This window comes from Nocardiopsis exhalans (assembly GCF_024134545.1).
In the GTDB taxonomy this organism is placed as follows: Bacteria; Actinomycetota; Actinomycetes; order Streptosporangiales; family Streptosporangiaceae; genus Nocardiopsis; species Nocardiopsis exhalans.
Genome location: NZ_CP099837.1, coordinates 4,233,755 through 4,252,228 on the forward strand (window position 1 = coordinate 4,233,755; position 18,474 = coordinate 4,252,228).

Here is an 18,474-nt window from a genome sequence, read left to right on the forward strand (position 1 = left end):
CCCCCCGTTTCCCCTTTCCCGCACACCATCCATCCCGGAGAGAAGCACGCATGCGCACCAACCGAATCACCCGTGGGGCGGCCCTACCCGCCCTGCTGTCCGCCGGTCTCCTGCTGACCGCCTGCGGCACCGGATCCGACGGGGAGGAGGCCTCCGGAACCGACGAGGAGGGTTCCCCGGCAGAGGTTGTCGCCTCGGAGCCCGTGGTCACCACCTACGACGGCGGACTGTACGTCCTGGACGGCGAAACGCTCGAAGTGGTCGGGGACATCGAGCTGGAGGGCTTCAACCGGATCAACCCCGGCGGGGACGAGCGGCACGTCTTCGTCTCCACCTCCGAGGGCTTCCAGGTCCTGGACGCCGCGGGGGCGGAACTGACCGACACCCTCTTCACCGCCGACACCCCCGGGCACGTCGTGCGGCACGACGACCGGACCGTCCTGTTCGCCGACGGGACCGGCGAGATCACCGCCTTCGACAGCGACGCCCTCGGCAACGGACTGCCCGAGGACCTCGACGTCTACACCGCCGAGGAGGCCCACCACGGTGTGGCGGTCGAACTGGCGAACGGCGAACTCCTCGTGACCCTCGGCGACGAGGAGGAGCGGGTCGGCGCCATCGTCCTGGACGAGAACCAGGAGGAGATCGCCCGCAGCGAGGACTGCCCGGGAGTGCACGGTGAGAGCGCCGCGCAGGGCGGAGCCATCGCGATCGGATGCCAGGACGGGGCCCTGATCTACCAGGACGGCGCGTTCACCAAGGTGGACGCCGAGGACGACTACGGCCGGATCGGCAACCAGGCCGGTTCCGACCAGTCGCCGATCATCCTGGGCGACTACAAGACCGACCCGGACGCCGAACTGGAGCGCCCCGAGCGCATCGCACTGATCGACACCACCGACGCCAGTCTGGAGCTGGTCGACCTGCCCTCCAGCTACACCTTCCGTTCCCTGGGCCGCGGCCCGGACGGCGAGGCCCTGGTACTGGGGACCGACGGTGCCCTGCACGTCATCGACCCCGAGGCGGGCGAGCTCACCGACAGCATCGAGCTGATGGACGAGTGGGAGGAGCCCCTGGAGTGGCAGGACCCCCGTCCCGCCCTCTTCGTCCGGGGCGGCACCGCCTACGTGAGCGACCCGGCCACCCAGCAGATCCACGCGGTCGACCTGGGCGCCGGTGAGTTGACCGGCTCGGTGACGCTGGACGAGACCCCCAACGAGCTGAGCGGCGTCGCCCACTAGGGCATCGGACGCGACAGCCCCCGGGCCGTCTGAGTACCTACTCTTCTCCGAGTGCCGGTACCCAGGCGGCCCGTTCGATGTACGGGCAGCATGACCGCATGAGCGACAGGAGTGCCGTCCCGTCCGCTCCGAAGCCCCCACCGCTGCTCCCCCGCGCGCCTTCCAGGTCTCGGCGCTCCTGGTCGGATCGTCCGCCGCGGCCTGGTGGATCACCCCTGTCGGAGACCGAGTACGCGTACGAGCCCTGGCCACTGAGTGAGGGCCCCGCAGCCACCATCGGCATGGTGGATCATCCGGGGCCCGTTGCCGGTCAGAACGCGCCGACAGCGCTCTCGGCACGGGTGCCGGGGGCCGACATCCCGCCAGCCGCGGGGTTCGGGCGCTTCTTCCGTGGCGAAGGAGGACAGGAAGTGGCCGACCACCCGCTGTGCCCTGCGGTGCGGGTCAGGTTCCCCGACGATCCCCGCCACGGACGAGAAGAGCAGGCGCACGGCGTCCAGGCTGATGTCCTCACGTACCGCGCCCGCCCTGCGGGCCCGGTCCAGGAGCTCCTCGATCCGCGTTCGGGGCACCCATGCGTGCTCCGCCTCCTGTGCGGGGAACCGTTCCGCGAACTTCGGTGAGCACACCCTGCCCCGAACCTGGAGGGCCGCGCAGCTCCTCAGGGCGTACACCAGACCCTGCCAGGGGTCTCGATGGTCCCTGGCGGCGTCGAAGGCGCCATCCGCCTCGGCGGCCCGGAGGATCGGACCGTCTTCGTCGACACACTCGTCTCCGGCCTGCGGGCCAGGTGACGTCGGGCCGACTCATCACCTCGCGACCCTGACGGGCATCACGCCCGCCACCTCCTCACTTCAGCGCCGAGGGACTGCGGAGGGGCTGAGGTGACGGTCACCGCACCCGTTGGCCATGTGATGTCTACGGCCGGTGAAGGCGTAACCTCGTGCTGACCTTCGCCCCCGCCTCCGGCAGGACACACCCGGAAAGGAGCCCCGTGCTCCCTCTCGTCAGCACACCCGACGACCGTCCCGCACTGTGTTTCCCAGGACCCGACGGTGACCGCGTCCTCACCTACCGGGAGCTCTCCGGAGCCGCCTCGCGGCTGGCCGCGGAGCTCCCGGTGGGCGGGAGGGTGGCGGTGTGGGCTACCTCCACCCTCGAAACCTGTGTCGCGGTGACCGCCGCGGTCCTGGCCGGGGTCGCGGTGGTACCGCTGAACCCGCGCTCCGGCGAGCGGGAACTTCGGCACGTGGTCGAGGACAGCACCCCCGAGCTCCTGCTCTGCCCTCCGGGCACCGAGCTGCCCGAGGTCCTGGTCGCGTTGCCCCGTCTGGAGGTGGACGCCTCCCCCGCCCCGGACACTCCCCCGTTCACCCGCCAGGTGGACGACGAGGAGATCGCCCTGGTCGTCTACACCTCAGGTACCACCGGGCCGCCCAAGGGCGTGCTGCTCTCCCGCCGCGCGGTGGCGGCCAACCTGGACACCCTCGCCCGGACCTGGGGGTGGACCGGCCAGGACGTCCTGGTGCACGCCCTGCCCCTGTTCCACGTGCACGGCCTGGTCCTGGGTGTACTGGGGCCGCTGCGCCTGGGCGGGTACCTGCGTCACCTGGGCAGGTTCGACACCGGGGCGCTCACCCGGGCAATGGCGGCGGGCGGCACCGTGCTCTTCGGGGTGCCCACCATGTACCACCGCCTCGCCGAGGCCGTGGGCGAGGACCCCGCGCTGGTGAGGGAACTGGCCGGGGCCCGGCTGCTGGTCTCCGGTTCGGCCGCCCTGCCGCTGCCCGACCACGAGAGGCTGACCGCCGCCACCGGGCAGCGGGTGGTCGAGCGCTACGGGATGACCGAGACCCTCATGAACACCAGCGTCCGCCCCGGTGACCAGGCGGGCCCCGGCACCGTGGGCACCCCGCTCGACGGAGTGGAGCTGCGCCTGGTCGACGACCTCGGCCAACCCCTGGAACCGGACGCCCCGGGTGAGATCGGCGAGGTCCAGGTACGCGGCCCCAACCTGTTCAGCGGCTACCTCAACCGCCCCGAGGCCACCGCCGAGGCGATGGCCGACGGCTGGTTCCGCACCGGTGACATGGCCGTGCTGGACGCCGAGGGGCGGGTGCGCCTGGTCGGCCGCCGCAGCACCGACCTCATCAAGAGCGGCGGCTACAAGATCGGCGCCGGGGAGATCGAGAACACGCTCCTGGCCCACCCTGGCGTGGCCGAGGCCGCCGTCACCGGCGAACCCGACCCCGACCTGGGCGAACGCGTCGTGGCCTGGATCGTGCCGACCGGGCCGGCCGCGCCGACCCTGGCCGAACTCGCGGACCTGGTCGCCGCACAGCTGGCCCCGCACAAGCGCCCCCGCCGCCTGCGCGTGGTGGAGTCCCTACCCCGCAACGACATGGGCAAGATCCTCAAACGGGAGCTCCGGGCCTGAGCCGCGCGGCGCTCAGCGCTCCAGGTCGTCTCCGAACCAGGGCTCGGTGATCCGGTCGTAGGTGCCGTCGTTCAGGGCCATGTTCAGCCACTGGTCCACGTAGTGCTTCAACACGTCATCGCCCCGGGGCAGCATGAACGCCTTCTCGAAGTAGTCGAAGGGCTCCCCGGGGTTGACCGCGCACAATTCCTCGTACTCGTTGGCCACCCACAGCACCTCGGAGGCGTCGGTGGTCATCACGTCGGCGTTGCCCGCCACGATCTCGTCGAAGATGGTGTTGTTGTCGTGCCGGATGAGCTCGCCGTCCGGGTAGTGCTCCTCGGCGAAGATCTCGTTGGTGCCGCCACTGGGCACGATCGAGCGGACACCCGGCTGGTTGATCTGCTCGATCGTGCGGTAGTCGTCGACGTTCTCGCAGCGGGTGATAGGGGTCTTACCGTCCTCCATGAGCGGGGCGGAGAAGTACACCGTCCGGGCGCGGGCGGTGCTGACCGAGATCCCGCCCACAGCGATATCGCAGCTGGCCAGGAAGTCCTCCATCAGGTCGTCCCAGCTGGTCTGGGTCCACTCGATTCCCACCTCGAGCTCCTCGGCGAGGTCGCGGGCCATGTCCACGTCGATGCCGGTCAAACCGTCGTCCTCCGGGTCGAGGTAGGCGTTCTCGTCGGCGTCGGGGTCGAGGTAGGTGAAGGGCCGGTAGTCGCCGGTGGTGCACACGTTGATCGTGCCCCGGTCGAGGATCTCGTCGAGTCTGCTCTGTTCCCCGAGGTGGGGGCCGGGCTCCTCACCGGTGTCCCGCGCCGAACAGCCGGCGACGAGGAGCACGGTCAACGAAGCGGCGAGGACGATACGCGACCTGGCTGGCGCTACGGGCACGTGGGGGCTTCCAGCTTCTACGCGGGAGGAGTGATCTGGGTCATGCTAGTCACCCCGGGGGCGGAGCGATGCGGCCGGGCTCCTCACCCCGTTCGTACTGCTGGCGCAGGATGTCCTGGTCCACCGGGCTCATCTGGTCGTAGCCCGGGTGCTGCTGGACCCGGCGGTCCAGTTCGTTTTCGTGGGCCGTCCGCGAGGCTCCCCAGGAGACCGCGGCCGCCAGCATGAGGGCCCCGGCCATGATCAGGGCCATCCGCCCGATCGGGTGGGACTCCAGGTAGAACCGGAAGAGGATCAGCCCGAACGCCACGGCCAGGGTGTAGATCGAAACCCAGGCCACGGCCGCCGCGCTGGAGCCGTCCCGTTGCAGGAGCCCCGCGCTCCCCGTGTGGAACACGCCCAGCAGCGTTGCCGAGAGCAGCAGCACGGTCGCTGGCTTGGAGCCCGGAAAGCCGGTGGTTTCCAGGTGGCGGTAGAGGAGCACGGTGACCGGCAGGAAAACCAGAATCAGGGGAATGCCGAAAATCAGCGGTAAAAATACGGGGTCGAGCAGGAACATGAACGCGAAGAGCACGCCGAACCCGAAAATCAGTTGTCCGCCGTAGATCAGGAGGACAGGGTAGAAGATCGCCTGGAGGATAATCGCCACCACGGCGGACCGGGGAAGGGGCGGTTCCTCCTCAGCGAAGCCCTCCTCGCGGGGAGGGCGGTCGCTGGAGCCAGGGGGTGGGGAGGACAAACGCGCTGCTCCGATCTGGTGGGGGCCGGTCGAGGTCCGAACGGCGGGAAGACGGCCCTGCTGGGCCAGCACCCGACCACTTCTCACCCCAACAGGCAGCGGTCACACCCCGGTGACCCGGACCGCTCGATTCCATCAATCCCAGAACAGCGAAGAGCGAACATGAAACGAAGCGCCGACACCGTCAGGAAGTGGTGCGAAATCATTCTCGGCCAGCTCGGAAATCCGCGGGTTTTCGCGCTCGACGTCGATGAGGTCGACGATGTGAACACGCTGATCCTCGGCAGCGACACCATTCCCGGACCGACCCTTCGCGCGCTCTCCGAAAAAGCACCGGGAGCCGCCGAGTCCGGCGTGCTGACCTTTGTTTCCCTGCATCCCAGCGGCTCCGGCTCCGGAGTTCGCCTCCCGGACTCCCTCCCCGAACACCAGGTCGTCCTCATGCTCGCCGAGCAGCTCCAGGAGGAGGTGTGGGAGAGCAGCCAGGGTGAAGCCGTGCCCGAGTGCCCGGGACACCAGCATCCCGCGCGAGCCGACGCGGTGGACGAGGTCCCCTCCTGGGTGTGCCCCCGGGAAGGGAAAGTCCTCCGCCCCATCCTCTCGGCGGACCCTCCGGCCTGACGAGACCAGCGGTGTGGGCCCGGGACTTGCCCACGACAGCAAACCTAGGCATATTAGGAAATAACCTAGGAGCCTTAGGATCACTATGCCTCGTGTGGGACTCACCCGGGACACATTGGTGTCCGCCGCCGCCGATGTCGCCGACGAGATCGGGTTCGACCGTCTGACCCTCGCCGTGCTCGCGCAGCGCTTCGGTGTCCGAGACGCCAGCCTGTACACGCACGTCCGGGGCCTGTCCGACCTCCTGGAAAGCGTCGCCCTGCTGGCACACGACGAATGGGCGGACACCCTGTGGCAGGCGGTGGCCGGACGGTCCGGCCACACCGCGCTGCGGGCCTTCGCCGACGCCTACCGAGCTTTCGCGACCGGGCATCCGGGCCGCTACGCCGCTACCCGGTACCCCGTTCCGCCTGAGCGGCTCGCCGAGTCCACCGGAGTACCGCGCATCATCGAAGCCTGCTACGCGCTGCTGCGCGGCTACGACCTCGCCGGAGAGGACGCCACCGACGCGGTCCGGTTGCTGCGCAGCACCTGCCACGGCTTCAGCGACCTGGAGGCGGTCGGGGGTTTCACCGCCGACCGCGACCCGGACGCCTCGTGGCGGCGCGCGATCGACGCGCTCCACCACACCCTGACCCACTGGTCGAAGACCTGAACCCGAACAGGAGCAACCCATTCCATCCAGCACTCTCACGCTGAACCTGAACGACGTCACCGTGGACTACGACCGCCGTGGCGACGGTCCCCCGCTGCTGCTCATCCCCGGCGGGGTCGGGCACGGCGGCATGCTCGACCCGCTCGCCGCGCACCTGGCCGACCGCTTCGACGTCGCCACCATGTCCAGTCGCGTGGCCTCGGCGAAGCAGCCCGAGACCTTGGGCGAACAGCGGCCCGGGGCCCATGCCGAGGACGTGCTCGCACTGATCGACCACCTCTTCGAGGAACCGCCGATCGTGTTCGGCTTCAGCTCCGGCGCCGTCACCACCCTCGAGCTGCTGGCCCAGCGGCCCGACCGCGTCCGCCTGGCCGTGGTCCACGAGCCGCCGCTGGTCAACCTGCTGCCGGACGCCGCACGCCACCGCGCCGCGCTCGCATCGGTCCGCGCCGCCGCCCGCGACCGGGGCCTGGAGGAAGCCCAGGAGCTCATGACCACCGCCATGACCGCTCCCGGGCCCGATCCGGTCCAGGAGGCCGACCTTCCCAGGCTCCAGCGCGCCGGAGCCTGGACCGACGGTTACGCCGGTACCGGGCCCGAGCCGCTCAGCCCCGAGCTGGCGGAACTCCTCACCCGGCTCGGTGAGCTCCAGGGGATCATGCTGGAGCACATCCTGCTCCCGTTCACCACCCACGAACCCGACCTCTCCGTGCTCGGCGCGCACAGCGACCAGCTCGTCCCCGTGGCCGGTGTCGACTCACCCGGGCAACTCCCGTACCGGGCCGCGGCCGCCCTGGCCGCGCGGCTCGGTCTGCCGCTGACCGAACTCCCCGGCGGCCACCTCGGCCCGGTCGAACGCCCCACGCAGTTCGCGGACGCGCTCAGGGAGCTCCTCGGAACCAGCTGACCCCCTCACTCTGCCCGGGGACCCTGAGCCGGCCCCCGGCTCACCCGCAGTCCGCGTCGGCGAGCCACGCGCGCGCGTCCTCGTCGGCCGCGTCCGTGGAGTGGTCGGGCCGGATGGGCTCCTCGTTGAGGTTCACGCCGTCGCGGTCGACGTAGACGCTGCTGGTGAGGACCAGCTCGGCGCCGTCGTAAAGGGTGTGCACGGAGTTACCCGAGGTGTATCCGGCGCTGTCCTCGCCGAAGGATTCCACCGAGTCCAGCCCGCGGAAAACCGTGAGGACCGCCTCGCCGCTCGAGGCGGTCTGTTCGCTCTGGAGCAGGGCGATCGGCTGATCGGTGATCTTGGGCGTCTCCTCGACGCTGATGACGCTGTTGCCGTTCATGCCGACCCCGTCGTCCTGCACGGTCACGCCCATCTCGGTACCGGCGGCCATCCGGAACTGCATCGCGGCCCCGTTCGGCAGCAGCGACGAGAGCCCCGACAGCATCGGATACATGTTGCCGCCGGTGTTCTCACGCAGGTCGATGATCCACCCGCACACCTCCGGAGCGGCTGCGGCGATGTCCGCGGCCGCCTCGTCGGCGTACCGCTGCTGGAGTTCCCCGGACACACTGCCGAGCTCGGGCACCACCACGGTCGCGACCCCACCGTCCACGGTGACCGTCGGAGTCCGGAATTCGGAGGTCGACTCACCGACCCGGTCCGCGGCCTCCCCCGGGGTCAGGAAGAACGTGTGGCTACCGCCCGCCGCGTCCGCGGCCTCGGTCAGGACGCCGTGGAGGTCGGCGTAGCTGTCGGCGCCCTCGGCGGTCTCCAGCACCCGTTCCCGCGCGGCCTCCCACTCCGCTCCGTCCGCGTAGTAGCCCCGCTCCATCAGTTCGAGGGCCACGTCCGCGTACCGCTGCGGCGAGGGCGGGAACAGGTAGACGCCGAACCGCGGACCGTAGGTGTGGACCAGCCAGACCCCGCTTCCGCCCAGCAGGAGCAGCACGGTCGCAATGGCCGCCAGGACCCGGCGCCACAGCTTCTTCCGTGGCTTGACGGGGCTTTCCGCACGAACGGAATCGGGCGTTTCACCATCATTGAGCGTCTTCATGGGGGGAGCGTAATGAGGAGTGTGCGGGCTCTGACACCCTCGAAAGTCATGCGCTCTCAGGTCCTTTCCCTGACCAAAGTCAACTCCGCCCGACGGGTGAGCCATCCGATCAGGTCGTCGGTGACGAACTCGCCCTCGGCCACGGCATCGGGGCGCCCGGCCCCAGGCGCCAGAAACTCCGAACCATCCCGCGCCGTGACGGCCGCGGAGTCCGGGGCACAGGGGCGGTCGTAGGGCGGTTCGGATGGTCAGCCACTGCACGCGGCATCGCGACACCTTCGGCCCGGTGGATCGGACCAGGCCGACGTAGGCAGCCGGGTCGCGCCGTGGCGTCTGCCAAACCTCATACACGTGCGCCCGGGAGAAATTCCGTGGGCCCGTGCCGAACCAACTGGTAACTTACTCCGCCATGAGCACTTTCACCCCGCCGGACTGGCGTGCGGCCAACCGGGCCCACTGGGACGAGCGGGTCCCCCTGCATGTCGCGAGCGACTACTACGACCTGGAAGGGTTCCGCTCCGGAGCAGACGCGCTGCGCGATTTCGAGGTCGCCGAGATCGGTGACGTCACCGGTAAGTCGCTGCTCCACCTCCAGTGCCACATCGGGCTGGACACGATGTCGTGGGCGCGCGACCACGGCGCCGCGCGCGTGGTCGGCCTGGACTTCTCCGTCCCGGCCGTGGCGGCGGCACGGAAGCTCGCCGCCGAGATCGGGCTCGGGCCGGAGCGGGCCGCGTTCGTCGAGGCCGACGTGTACGACGCCCCCTCGGTCGTACCGGAGCAGGCCTACGACATCGTCTACACCGGTACCGGCGCGCTGTGCTGGCTGCCCGACATCGAGCGGTGGGCGCGGACCGCGGCCTCGCTGGTGGCCCCGGGCGGGTTCCTGTACCTGGCGGAGTTCCACCCGCTCACCGACATCCTCGACGACCAGACCGGTACCCGGGTCGTGCGCGACTACTTCGCGCGGGACGCCCACGTGAGCGAGGAGTCCGGCACGTACGCGGAGCTGGAGGCCGAAACCGTCCACAACCGCAGTGTGGAGTGGCAGCACACGATGGGCGCGGTGGTCTCCGCGCTGGCCGCGGCGGGGCTGCGGTTGGACTTCCTGCACGAGCACGACGCCTCGCTCTACCAGCGCTTCGAGTCCTTCGAGCGTTCCGGGGACGGCTACTACCGTTTCCCGGACACGCACGCGCGCATCCCCCTGATGTACTCCCTGCGCGCCGCCAAGCCCTAGTTCCCGAGTAGGCCCTGGTTATCCGGGGGCCGTGATCCGCGGCCCCCGGTACTCGGCACCGCCCATGGGAGCGATCCCAGATTCTTCCCGAAACCCCCTTGTTGCCCACGGAGCGCGCTCGTACAGTCACTTAACACTCATTCAGCTTGGTGCCACGAGCCCTGCCGGACCGCGCGCGACCCGCTAGCCTGCGCGTGCCCGGGGCCTCCCGCACCCCGACCCCCTGGAGCGCGACCATGAGCAGCCGAACCACCACGAGCGACAGAGCGGAGAGGAAGAACTCCCGCACCACCCGCCGCACGGTCACCGCGACCGTCGGTCTGGGAGCCGCTACGGCCCTCACCATCACCACCCTGACCTGGACCGGAAGCGACGTGACCGACAACAGCGAACTGACCGCCACCGAAACCCCGCAGGCCGCACTGGTGTGGTCCGACGAGTTCGACGGCGCGGCGGGCGACGCCCCCGACCCCGCGAACTGGAACCACGAGACCGGCGACCACGGCTGGGGCAACGAGGAGCTCCAGAACTACACCGCCAGCCGTGACAACTCCGCCCTGGACGGCGAGGGCAACCTCGTCATCACCGCCCGACAGGAGGCCGACGGCGGTTACACCTCCGCCCGCCTGACCACGCAGAACAACGTCGAGCACGCCTACGGCCGGATCGAGGCCCGGATCAAGGTACCGACCGGACAGGGGGTCTGGCCCGCCTTCTGGATGCTCGGCGCCGACTTCCCGGACACCCCGTGGCCGGACTCGGGCGAGATCGACATCATGGAGCACATCGGCAGCGAGCCCGGGACCATCCACGGCACCGTGCACGGTCCCGGATACTCCGGCGGCGGGGGCGTGGGCGCCTCCTACGACCACCCCGACGGCGGGGCCTTCCCGGACGACTTCCACGTGTACGCGGTGGACTGGACGCCCGACTCCATCACCTGGTCGGTCGACGACGTCGCCTACAACACCATCACCCCCGCCGACGTGGGCGGTGACTGGGTGTTCGACCAGGAGTTCTTCATGATCCTGAACGTCGCGGTGGGCGGCCAGTGGCCCGGCTACCCGGACGAGACCACCCAGTTCCCGCAGGAGATGGTCGTGGACTACGTGCGCGTGTACGACATGGAGTAATGCCTCCCTGGCGAAGCGGCCCTCCCTCGCCAAGGGGCCTTCCCCCGGCCCTCTCCCCCAGCGGGGCCCGCCGCTCAACGGGCCCCGCTTCGTGTTCCCGCCTCTGTGCTCCCCGCGCGACCATTCCTCTTGAACGCCCCGGGTGGTCAAGCCCCCTGGGCATGCTAGGTTCGCGCCATGAACAGGCCGCCGGAACCGACACCGCGCGCCCCCGCGAGAAGGCACGGCGCCGACGTTCGGCTCACGGCCTCCGAGACCGTCGCGCTGGCTCTGCGCTGCCTCACGGAGAGCCTGCCCATGGAGCATCTGACCGGCCCCGGGACCGTCGACCGGCAGGCCCACGAGGAGTTCGCATGAACCCGCCGCTCACCCCTTCCGCGCGCTCCGTGTTCACCATCGGCGGGGCGCTCCTGGCCCTGGCCCTGCTCACCGGGTGCGGCCAGAACGCCGACCTGGCCGGATCCGAGACCCGGACCGAGGAGAAGACCTACGACGACGTGCCCGAGTTGCTCCTCGTCGAGATCGACGACGCCAGCCTGGAGATCGTCCCCCACGAGGCCGACCAGATCCGGGTGGTCCGCGAGGAAACGGGCAGCGCTGGCGGTGACTGGGAGCTGACCGGTAACACCCTGGACCTGGAGATGGACTGCGGGACGTTCTCCGACTGCCGGGTCCGCTACGAGGTCTTCGTTCCGGCCGACACCGCACTGTCGGTGGAGACCGACAACGGTGACGTCTCCGTGTCCGGGTCCAGGGCGCCGACCGAGGTCCGCTCCGGAAACGGCACCATCGCCGTCTCCGATGTCACCGGCCCGCTCACCCTCACCTCCGCCAACGGCGACATGAATCTGTCCGGGATCGGCTCGGAGAGCCTCAGCGCCGCCACCGGCAACGGCACCATCGACGCCGTCTTCAGCGAGGCGCCCGCGGAGGTGGAGGTCAGCACCAACAACGGCGCGGCGACGCTCGCGCTGCCCGGCGGCCCCTACGCGGTCTTCGAGACGTTCGGCAACGGCGAGGTGACCAACGAGCTCCCCTCGGACGACACCAGCGCCAGCACCGTCACCGCCCGGACCGACAACGGGACCATCACCCTGGTTCCGACCGACTGACCCGGCACCGAGCCCGACCCTGATCTGACCCGGAGCTGGCGCGCCGCGCCCGATGGAGCCGGTTCGTGCTGGGTATCCCCGCCCCTCGGAGCGGACAGGCCAAGAAGTGCCAGGAAGGGAACAGCGGAGGGAACACGGCCGGGTCCGGCCACCACGGTACGGGGTGATGCCCTGGGATCGGGCTGGGTGTTGCCCTAGACTCGCGGCGCGTACCCGTGATCGACCTGACCGTGCTCCTTCGCCCCGGGGCACCGACCGGCTGACCGCCCCGACGGGAGCACGGATGTATCCCACCAACACCGCCCTGGACCTGGTCCTGACCGGCCTGCCCCTCCTGGTGGGTGCGGTCGGGCTCTGCCTGGTCGGGCGCTTCCCCCGCCCCAGGGGCGCCGCGATCACCGGCCTGATCCTGATCCTGCTGGGGCCGCTCTCGGACGTGTTCCTGTTCGGCGTGCTCAGCGGTCCCCTGTTCTCGGCGGGCCTGTACGACGTCGTTTTCTTCCTGGGCTACGTGGGGACGGCGCTCACCGCGACCGGACTGTTGCTCCTGGCGCTGGCCGCCACCCGGGGCCCCCGGAAAACCGTGCGGGAACACCGCCCGCCACAGCCCCATCCGGGCTATCCCGGCCGCCCCGGCCCTCCCGGGTATCCAGGGCAACACAGTGGCCAGGGTTACCCCGCGGGCCACCACCCCCACCAGCGCGGACCGCGGGGAGGGACTCACTGATGGCGCTTGCCTCGATCCTCCTCACGGTTCTGGGCCTCGCCCTGGCGCTGTTCTTCGCGATCACGGGCGTACTGGTCCTGGCCCGCGCCCACAGGGTGCCCCGAGCACGCGGGGTCCTGCTGACCGCGGCCGCGCTGATGCTCCTCTACGCGGTCTGGTCCGCGACCGTGCAGGCCATCATGCTCACCTATCCCCCGATCCTCGCCGTCCCCGGTGAGACCCCGCCCGAGCTGTCCCCCGTCCAGGCCTTCAACTACGAAGTCCTCCAGCCCGCCTGGTACTACGCGAACGGCCTGCTGGTGGTCGCCGTCGTCGTCCTGCTGCTGATCGCGCTGCCCCGCTCCCGCACCGCGGACGAGCAGGCCCGCCCGGGACCCGCCGGGCCTCCCGCGTATCGGCCCGGCCCTCAGCAAGTCCAGTCTTACGGAGACCAGCACCGAGGGCCCCTTCCTCAAGGGCCCCCGCCGCCAGGCGGAGCATCCCACGGCGGCTCCCAGTGGCAACCGGGCCCGCTACCGCACCCGCAGCCGCCACCTCGGCAGGGCCCTCATCCCCAGCAGCCGCACGAACCGCAGGGTTCCACAGGACCGCGGAGTTCCACAGGACCGCAGGGACCGCCCCCGCAACAGCAGCCGCCGCCCGCACCTCCCAAGCGCCCCGGACGGCACCGCGCCCCCGGCCCTCCGGAGTAGCTGCCCCTAGCTGGCGGAACCTGAACCCGGGCCAGCGCTCCGAGCGCTAGCCTGCGGTTCGTGACTCCTCCCACCGCTGAAGCGGCGGGCTTCTCCTGTCTCCACTCAGGCGACAGGAAGGACCAGCCCGGCCCTTACACCAACGTTGACCGCCCCGACCCGGTCGGCGTGCTCTGTATAGCCGCACCGGACGCAACGGAACTTCTCCTGACTGGGGCGGTTGTCCGCACTCACATGCCCGCACGCCTCGCGTGGGCAGGTGCGCGACGTGTTGCGGGGATCGACCGGGACCAACTCACGACCGGCGCTCTCAGCCTTGTGCGCGAGGATTCCCAGGAACACCCCCCAACCCGCATCCTGAATGCTCTTGTTCAGCCCGGCCTTGGCGGCGGCGTTGTTCGGAAGAAAAGCGCCTTGCTGTTCGGGGTCGGGCTTGGGTGCGGGCTTCTTGGTCATACCCGCGATGTTCAGGCGTTCGTGTGCGATCGCGTCGAACGAACGGATGAGGTCAAGCGCGACCTTGTGGTGGTGATCGACGCGTTGACGCCGCACCTTTGCATGCAACCGGGTGACCCTGGCCTGTGCCGCACGGTGCTTGCGCGTGCGGCTCTGCGCCTTGACCCGCTGGGGGAAGGCGGACAGGTCGCGCTGTGCGGCGGTCAGCTTCTCAGCGGAGCGCGCGAGGAACCGGGGGTTGTCGACGTGCTCGCCCTCGCTTGTGGTGAGGAAGGAGGCCACCCCCATGTTGAGGGGCCCTGCAGTTTCCGGACAGGTTTTGAACCGCCATTTTCAAGCGGCCAGTCGCATCTCCTGATGTGCCGCATAAATCTCCGCGGGCGTGTTGTACCCCAGTGCGGAGTGGAGCCGCCTGTGATTATACCAGTGCTCGATATACCTGATGATGTCCCTGCGGGCTTGATTCCTAGTAGGATACACCACCCGATTGACGCGCTCGTTCTTGAGTGCCCCGAAGAACGACTCGGCCAGAGCGTTGTCGTAGCAGATTCCGGTTCGCCCAACCGAACGTTTGAACCCATGTCCAGCGAGGAACTGGCCGAACTCGAACGAGGTGTAGTTACTGCCGCGGTCTGAATGAAAGATGGCCCCCTGCACCACCTTTCCGTTCCTCTGTGCGTTCTTCAATGCCTGGATGATCAGCGGAGTTCGGTAGTGGTCATCCATCGCGTATCCGATAACTTCCTTGGTACAGCAGTCGATCACGGTCGCTAGGTACAGCCACCCTTCCCAGGTCGGAATGTAGGTGATGTCACCAACGAGTTTCACCCCGGGCCTTGGAGCGGTGAAATCGCGCTGGACCAGGTCGGGGATGTCGCCAACGTCATCGGCCTGGGTCAGGCACACCCGGGCCGGACGCGGCTGGCAGGCCTCCAGCTTCATCTGTCGCATGAGCAAGCGGACCAGCTCGGGGCCGGCCTGGACGCCCCAGCGTTGCAACTGGGCGTGGATGCGCCGGTAGCCGTAGGTCTCATCAGAGTCATCGAAAGCTTTCTTGATGAGAAGTCTGAGATGATCCCGGCGTTCAGCGGTCGCCGAATCTGAACGGTTTCGCCATTCGTAGTACCCCGACCTGGAAACGTTCAACCGTGAGCACATGAATCCGATGCTGTAGTCGTACTTCGCCGTGTTGTCGAACCGCATGGTCTCGACGAACTCGTACTTGTCCGTTACGGACGATCCTTGGCGAAGTACGCTGCTGGTCGGGTGGCCCGGGGGAATCTCACCCCCGGGCTCCCACAGATCCCGGCGTGACAGTCTCCCGTCACCGGGCTCTTATTGTTCTGATCGTCAGGTGACGCTGACCCATTTCCAGTGCGCGAAGAACGAGGGGTGTGATGCTGTGACCTGCCCCCAGCGCTTCGAGGCCTTCTTGTAGGTTCGCAGTCGCTTGTATTTCTTTCGGACCCAGCGCAGCAGGTAGAAGTTGATGCGCTGGAGAAGGGGATACAGTTCAGTGCGGTAGAACGCGCCGTAGTACTGCATCCATCCGCGAATGATGGGGTTGAGCCATCGCGCGAACTCGCCGAAGGTGTAGGTGACGTGCATATGGATCCGCCAGGAGCGGACTGCGGAGCTCATCTTCTTCAGGGCGTCCTTGCTGACTGCCGGCAGGAAGGATGTGAAAACCCTTCCGTGGCGATCTTGTGCCGGACGACGACGGAACGTGAAACCGAGGAAGGTGAACTCATCCGCCTCACTAATACGAGGATTTATTCCGCAGTACACGATTCGCGTCTTGGTCGGGTGTAGTTGCAGCCCGACCTCTTCCATTCTGTTCCCCAGCCTCGCCAAAACCTCCTTGGCTTGACGCTCGGATTGGCAGTGAATGACCGCATCATCCGCGTAGCGCTCGAACTGTACCTCCGGGAACTCCCGGGAGAGCCAGGCGTCGAACGCATAGTGCAAGAACAGATTGGCCAGCACGGGTGAGACCGCCGAACCCTGTGGGGTTCCACGGTCTCGGTCCTGCAAGGTGCCATCGGGTTTCTGTAGTGGAGCGGAAAGCCACCGCTTCACATACAACACAATCCATGCTGCATCAGTGTGGGCCTCAACCGCCTTGATGACAAGGTCCCATCGGACGCTGTCGAAGAACTTGGCGATGTCGAGATCGACAACCCATTTCTTCTTCCAGCACCGCTGTCGGCATACCGCCACCGCGTCCAGGGCCGAGCGTCCCGGCCGGTAGCCGAAGGAGTCGGGATGGAACACCGGTTCCACCCGTTTCTCCAGATGGGCAGCCACCACCGTTTGCGCGATCCGGTCCGCGACCGTCGGCACACCAAGCAAACGGACCCCGTCGTCATGCGCCTTCGGGATCTCCACACCTTTGACCGGAGGCGGGAAGTAGCTGCCTGAGGACATCCGGTTCCAAATCTTGTAGAGATTCCCCTTGAGATCCTTCTCGAAGTCCTCGATCGTGCAGCCGTCCACCCCGGAGCACCCTGATTCCCTTTCACCTTCAGGTATGCCTCCCAGACTTCTCCTTTCGAAATATCAAACGGTTTACCCGACGACTTCAGCTCGCCCACGCAGCTCCTCCCGAGACCAGCCCGGTTGACCAGACAAACGAACCACAAACAATCCGGCCCCTTCGCTCCACTCCCACCGCGCCAAGCAGGAGCTTCTTCGCTACTACGGACCGGTCCGTCAACACATCCCGCATCGGTACTCAGCCTCTTACGGGTTCACCGCTTGAGGTTCTCCCTTACGCGGCCTCGTCCAATTCGGGTACGGCCGCAGCATCGGGACGTGCCTTCCCACGTTCCGCACGGGACCGGCAGTCCGGGCTCACGTCGCCTCCACGCCGGGCACCGCCTGGCCAATAAGCGGGTTGCCGCCAGGCTCATCCCGGGGCAAAAAGTAACCCCCGGTTTTGATGCCGCTTAATCCTTAACGACGCGTCAACAGCGTCCCCTCTGCGAGGGATTTGCGCTCCGTCTTCCCGGACCCCACCTGACATCTCTAGGATGCCTTTTCCACATCGCTCACCACGGTCGCGTCACCGCTTCCGCAGCATGTGGCGGTTTGAAGCCTCCCCCGCAGGGCGGCTTCGAAGGGCCAATCCTTCATCTCCCGTGCAGCACCGCGTTCAACCGCTTATCTACCTCAAGCGGCCTCCCGCGTTCGTGGCACACCTTTTTTTAGGAACTCAATCTCCTTGGCCTGTTCGCGGTTAATCCGCTCGAGTTCCCTGAGGCGTGCGCGTTCGTTGATGTCGAGCCCGGGCTCGCTTGATGGATTCTCTTCCCGGTGACTCTTTACCCACAGGCGCAGGGTCTCGGAGTGAACTCCGATGTCCTCTGCAACTTTCTTGACCGGGAGACCACTCTCGATCACCATTTTCACTGCTTCTTCGCGAAACTCTGGTGAGTACTTACTTTTCCTGCCCACGTTTCCCCTCGTTTCCTTACGGGACCATTGTATTGGGTCCCTGTCCGGAAACCTCGGGGCACCTCATGTCGATACCGGTCACACGCCCGGTCGGTTCCAGGGGTTGGGCCGGCACCTGGTCACAGGCCACAACCACGAACCACCGGCCGCCCTCGCGCTTGACGCTGACCGTCTTCACACGGCCCTTGACCGGCCGGTGCCGGTGGACCCGCACGTGTCCCACACCCTGGAAGCGGACGCGGGTCACCGCATCTTGGGGTGTGGAGTCCCAGCGGCATCCGTCGCCGTCCTTGGGAAAGACCACGGTGTCGAACCGGCCTACCCCACGGAACCGGGGATACCCGGGCTTGTGCCCGGACTTCACCCGGCGGAAGAACGCTTGGAACGCTTTGTCCAGGCGTCGCAACGTGGCTTGCTGGGAGGAGAACGACCAACGCCCCTGCCGCTCGGGATCAAACGACCGGATCTCTTTGAGCTGCGCGGACTGGTCGCCGTACCTGATCTTCGTCTTCGAGGGGTGGGCGTAGGCGTCGCGGCGTTCCTGCAATGCTCCGTTGTACAAAGAGCAGTGGTCGCGCAGCATCTGCGTGAGAGATGCCTGTTGGCGCTTGGTAAGGCGAAGAAGGAACTTGTACGCGCGGATCACGTACCCTCTCCCTTCTTCCACGGGCGTTCCCACTGGGTGTCGATGTACCGCTGCACCGTGTCAGCGCTCACGGCTCCCACGGACGCGGCAAAGTACGACGACGACCACAGGGTGGGGAGCTTCGACCGAAGGTGGGGAACTCCTCACGCAGAACACGCGATGTGTGCCCCTTGAACTGGTTGGCGACGTATGACGCCGATGCCTTGGGGCCGTGCTTGACGAACAGGTGCACGTGGTCGGGCATCACCTCAACCGCGATGATCTCCCACCCGCGCTCACCGGCCTTGGACCTGATCAGTTCCTCCAAGCGCTGTGCCACACGTCCACCAAGGACCGGGCGGCGGTACTTCGAACACCACACGACATGGAGCCCGAGGTCGTACACGCCACCGGAGAACCGGCGAACCTTGCGAGTCACAGACACGAGACAAGTATACACA

At 68.0% G+C, this 18,474-nt stretch carries 20 protein-coding genes and 1 pseudogene; 11 read left to right on the forward strand and 10 right to left on the reverse strand.

The window, feature by feature from the left end; translation table 11 throughout:
• Positions 1-50 precede the first annotated feature (50 nt).
• Positions 51-1,241, forward strand: a complete 1,191-nt coding sequence (gene aztD, locus NE857_RS18710) for a zinc metallochaperone AztD (protein ID WP_254416950.1) — start codon at positions 51-53, stop codon at positions 1,239-1,241.
• Positions 1,242-1,450: 209 nt separating this feature from the next.
• Here the strand turns inward: aztD and NE857_RS18715 are convergent, their stop codons facing one another.
• Positions 1,451-1,813 (reverse strand): SbtR family transcriptional regulator, encoded by a 363-nt coding sequence (locus tag NE857_RS18715; protein ID WP_254416951.1) that lies wholly within the window; start codon positions 1,811-1,813, stop codon positions 1,451-1,453.
• Positions 1,814-2,235: 422 nt separating this feature from the next.
• Here NE857_RS18715 and NE857_RS18720 point away from each other — a divergent pair, with 422 nt between their 5' ends.
• Positions 2,236-3,678 (forward strand): acyl-CoA synthetase, encoded by a 1,443-nt coding sequence (locus NE857_RS18720; RefSeq protein ID WP_254416952.1) that lies wholly within the window; start codon positions 2,236-2,238, stop codon positions 3,676-3,678.
• 12 nt (positions 3,679-3,690) lie between these two features.
• Here NE857_RS18720 and NE857_RS18725 read toward each other — a convergent pair whose 3' ends face one another.
• A complete protein-coding gene (locus tag NE857_RS18725; protein WP_254416953.1) occupies positions 3,691-4,554 on the reverse strand; it encodes a transporter substrate-binding domain-containing protein in 864 nt (287 codons plus the stop codon).
• Positions 4,555-4,603: 49 nt separating this feature from the next.
• On the reverse strand, positions 4,604-5,293 hold the full coding sequence (locus NE857_RS18730) for a hypothetical protein (protein WP_254416954.1): 690 nt from the start codon (positions 5,291-5,293) through the stop codon (positions 4,604-4,606).
• Between the two features lie 162 nt (positions 5,294-5,455).
• Here NE857_RS18730 and NE857_RS18735 point away from each other — a divergent pair, with 162 nt between their 5' ends.
• From NE857_RS18735 to NE857_RS18745, 3 genes are all read left to right on the forward strand, one after another.
• Entirely contained in the window at positions 5,456-5,914 is a 459-nt protein-coding gene (locus tag NE857_RS18735) for a hypothetical protein (protein WP_254416955.1), read from the forward strand.
• Between the two features lie 85 nt (positions 5,915-5,999).
• On the forward strand, positions 6,000-6,569 hold the full coding sequence (locus NE857_RS18740; RefSeq protein ID WP_254416956.1) for a TetR/AcrR family transcriptional regulator: 570 nt from the start codon (positions 6,000-6,002) through the stop codon (positions 6,567-6,569).
• A gap of 61 nt (positions 6,570-6,630) precedes the next feature.
• Positions 6,631-7,476 (forward strand): alpha/beta fold hydrolase, encoded by an 846-nt coding sequence (locus tag NE857_RS18745; protein WP_254416957.1) that lies wholly within the window; start codon positions 6,631-6,633, stop codon positions 7,474-7,476.
• Positions 7,477-7,516: 40 nt separating this feature from the next.
• Here NE857_RS18745 and NE857_RS18750 read toward each other — a convergent pair whose 3' ends face one another.
• Positions 7,517-8,572 (reverse strand): S41 family peptidase, encoded by a 1,056-nt coding sequence (locus tag NE857_RS18750; protein WP_254416958.1) that lies wholly within the window; start codon positions 8,570-8,572, stop codon positions 7,517-7,519.
• 409 nt (positions 8,573-8,981) lie between these two features.
• Here NE857_RS18750 and NE857_RS18755 point away from each other — a divergent pair, with 409 nt between their 5' ends.
• The 6 genes from NE857_RS18755 to NE857_RS34305 all read left to right on the forward strand — a co-directional run bounded on the left by NE857_RS18755 (position 8,982) and on the right by NE857_RS34305 (position 13,476).
• Complete coding sequence (locus tag NE857_RS18755; RefSeq protein WP_254416959.1) at positions 8,982-9,812, forward strand: class I SAM-dependent methyltransferase; 831 nt, start codon at positions 8,982-8,984, stop codon at positions 9,810-9,812.
• Positions 9,813-10,048: 236 nt separating this feature from the next.
• Positions 10,049-10,945, forward strand: coding sequence for a glycoside hydrolase family 16 protein (locus tag NE857_RS18760; protein ID WP_254416960.1), 897 nt, complete (start codon positions 10,049-10,051; stop codon positions 10,943-10,945).
• 177 nt (positions 10,946-11,122) lie between these two features.
• Complete coding sequence (locus tag NE857_RS18765; RefSeq protein ID WP_254416961.1) at positions 11,123-11,302, forward strand: hypothetical protein; 180 nt, start codon at positions 11,123-11,125, stop codon at positions 11,300-11,302.
• Complete coding sequence (locus tag NE857_RS18770; protein WP_254416962.1) at positions 11,299-12,057, forward strand: DUF4097 family beta strand repeat-containing protein; 759 nt, start codon at positions 11,299-11,301, stop codon at positions 12,055-12,057. Before NE857_RS18765 ends, NE857_RS18770 begins: the two co-directional genes overlap by 4 nt.
• Positions 12,058-12,340: 283 nt before the next feature.
• Positions 12,341-12,784: a hypothetical protein gene (locus NE857_RS18775; protein ID WP_254416963.1), complete on the forward strand. Its 444-nt coding sequence runs from the start codon at positions 12,341-12,343 to the stop codon at positions 12,782-12,784.
• The gene (locus NE857_RS34305) at positions 12,784-13,476 is read left to right on the forward strand and encodes a hypothetical protein (RefSeq protein WP_301184230.1); all 693 of its coding nucleotides are present in this window, start codon (positions 12,784-12,786) and stop codon (positions 13,474-13,476) included. The genes NE857_RS18775 and NE857_RS34305 overlap by 1 nt, the downstream gene beginning before the upstream one ends.
• Positions 13,477-13,581: 105 nt before the next feature.
• On the opposite strand, the gene NE857_RS18785 is transcribed toward NE857_RS34305, so the two are convergent.
• From NE857_RS18785 to tnpA, 6 genes and pseudogenes are all read right to left on the reverse strand, one after another.
• On the reverse strand, positions 13,582-14,220 hold the full coding sequence (locus tag NE857_RS18785; RefSeq protein WP_254416964.1) for an RNA-guided endonuclease InsQ/TnpB family protein: 639 nt from the start codon (positions 14,218-14,220) through the stop codon (positions 13,582-13,584).
• A gap of 45 nt (positions 14,221-14,265) precedes the next feature.
• Complete coding sequence (locus tag NE857_RS18790) at positions 14,266-15,135, reverse strand: IS3 family transposase (protein WP_254416965.1); 870 nt, start codon at positions 15,133-15,135, stop codon at positions 14,266-14,268.
• A 147-nt stretch (positions 15,136-15,282) separates the two neighbouring features.
• Entirely contained in the window at positions 15,283-16,473 is a 1,191-nt protein-coding gene (ltrA, locus tag NE857_RS18795; protein WP_363319951.1) for a group II intron reverse transcriptase/maturase, read from the reverse strand.
• Positions 16,474-17,103: 630 nt separating this feature from the next.
• Positions 17,104-17,388, reverse strand: coding sequence for a transposase (locus NE857_RS18800; RefSeq protein ID WP_301184231.1), 285 nt, complete (start codon positions 17,386-17,388; stop codon positions 17,104-17,106).
• A gap of 16 nt (positions 17,389-17,404) precedes the next feature.
• Positions 17,405-18,034 carry an RNA-guided endonuclease InsQ/TnpB family protein gene (locus tag NE857_RS18805; protein WP_254416968.1) on the reverse strand — a complete coding sequence of 210 codons (630 nt, stop codon included), beginning with the start codon at positions 18,032-18,034 and terminating at the stop codon, positions 17,405-17,407.
• Positions 18,031-18,452 (reverse strand): annotated as a pseudogene (gene tnpA, locus NE857_RS18810) (IS200/IS605 family transposase). The gene NE857_RS18805 and the pseudogene tnpA overlap by 4 nt, the downstream one beginning before the upstream one ends.
• Between the last annotated feature and the right edge of the window lie 22 nt (positions 18,453-18,474).

Coding starts and splice junctions, on each gene's coding strand:
- aztD (WP_254416950.1), top strand. CDS start 51: ATGCGCACCAACCGAATCACCCGTGGGGCGGCCCTACCCGCCCTGCTG.
- NE857_RS18735 (WP_254416955.1), top strand. CDS start 5,456: ATGAAACGAAGCGCCGACACCGTCAGGAAGTGGTGCGAAATCATTCTC.
- NE857_RS18740 (WP_254416956.1), top strand. CDS start 6,000: ATGCCTCGTGTGGGACTCACCCGGGACACATTGGTGTCCGCCGCCGCC.
- NE857_RS18750 (WP_254416958.1), bottom strand. CDS start 8,572: ATGAAGACGCTCAATGATGGTGAAACGCCCGATTCCGTTCGTGCGGAA.
- NE857_RS18755 (WP_254416959.1), top strand. CDS start 8,982: ATGAGCACTTTCACCCCGCCGGACTGGCGTGCGGCCAACCGGGCCCAC.
- NE857_RS18760 (WP_254416960.1), top strand. CDS start 10,049: ATGAGCAGCCGAACCACCACGAGCGACAGAGCGGAGAGGAAGAACTCC.
- NE857_RS18765 (WP_254416961.1), top strand. CDS start 11,123: ATGAACAGGCCGCCGGAACCGACACCGCGCGCCCCCGCGAGAAGGCAC.
- NE857_RS18770 (WP_254416962.1), top strand. CDS start 11,299: ATGAACCCGCCGCTCACCCCTTCCGCGCGCTCCGTGTTCACCATCGGC.
- NE857_RS18775 (WP_254416963.1), top strand. CDS start 12,341: ATGTATCCCACCAACACCGCCCTGGACCTGGTCCTGACCGGCCTGCCC.
- NE857_RS34305 (WP_301184230.1), top strand. CDS start 12,784: ATGGCGCTTGCCTCGATCCTCCTCACGGTTCTGGGCCTCGCCCTGGCG.
- NE857_RS18785 (WP_254416964.1), bottom strand. CDS start 14,220: ATGGGGGTGGCCTCCTTCCTCACCACAAGCGAGGGCGAGCACGTCGAC.
- NE857_RS18790 (WP_254416965.1), bottom strand. CDS start 15,135: ATGCGGTTCGACAACACGGCGAAGTACGACTACAGCATCGGATTCATG.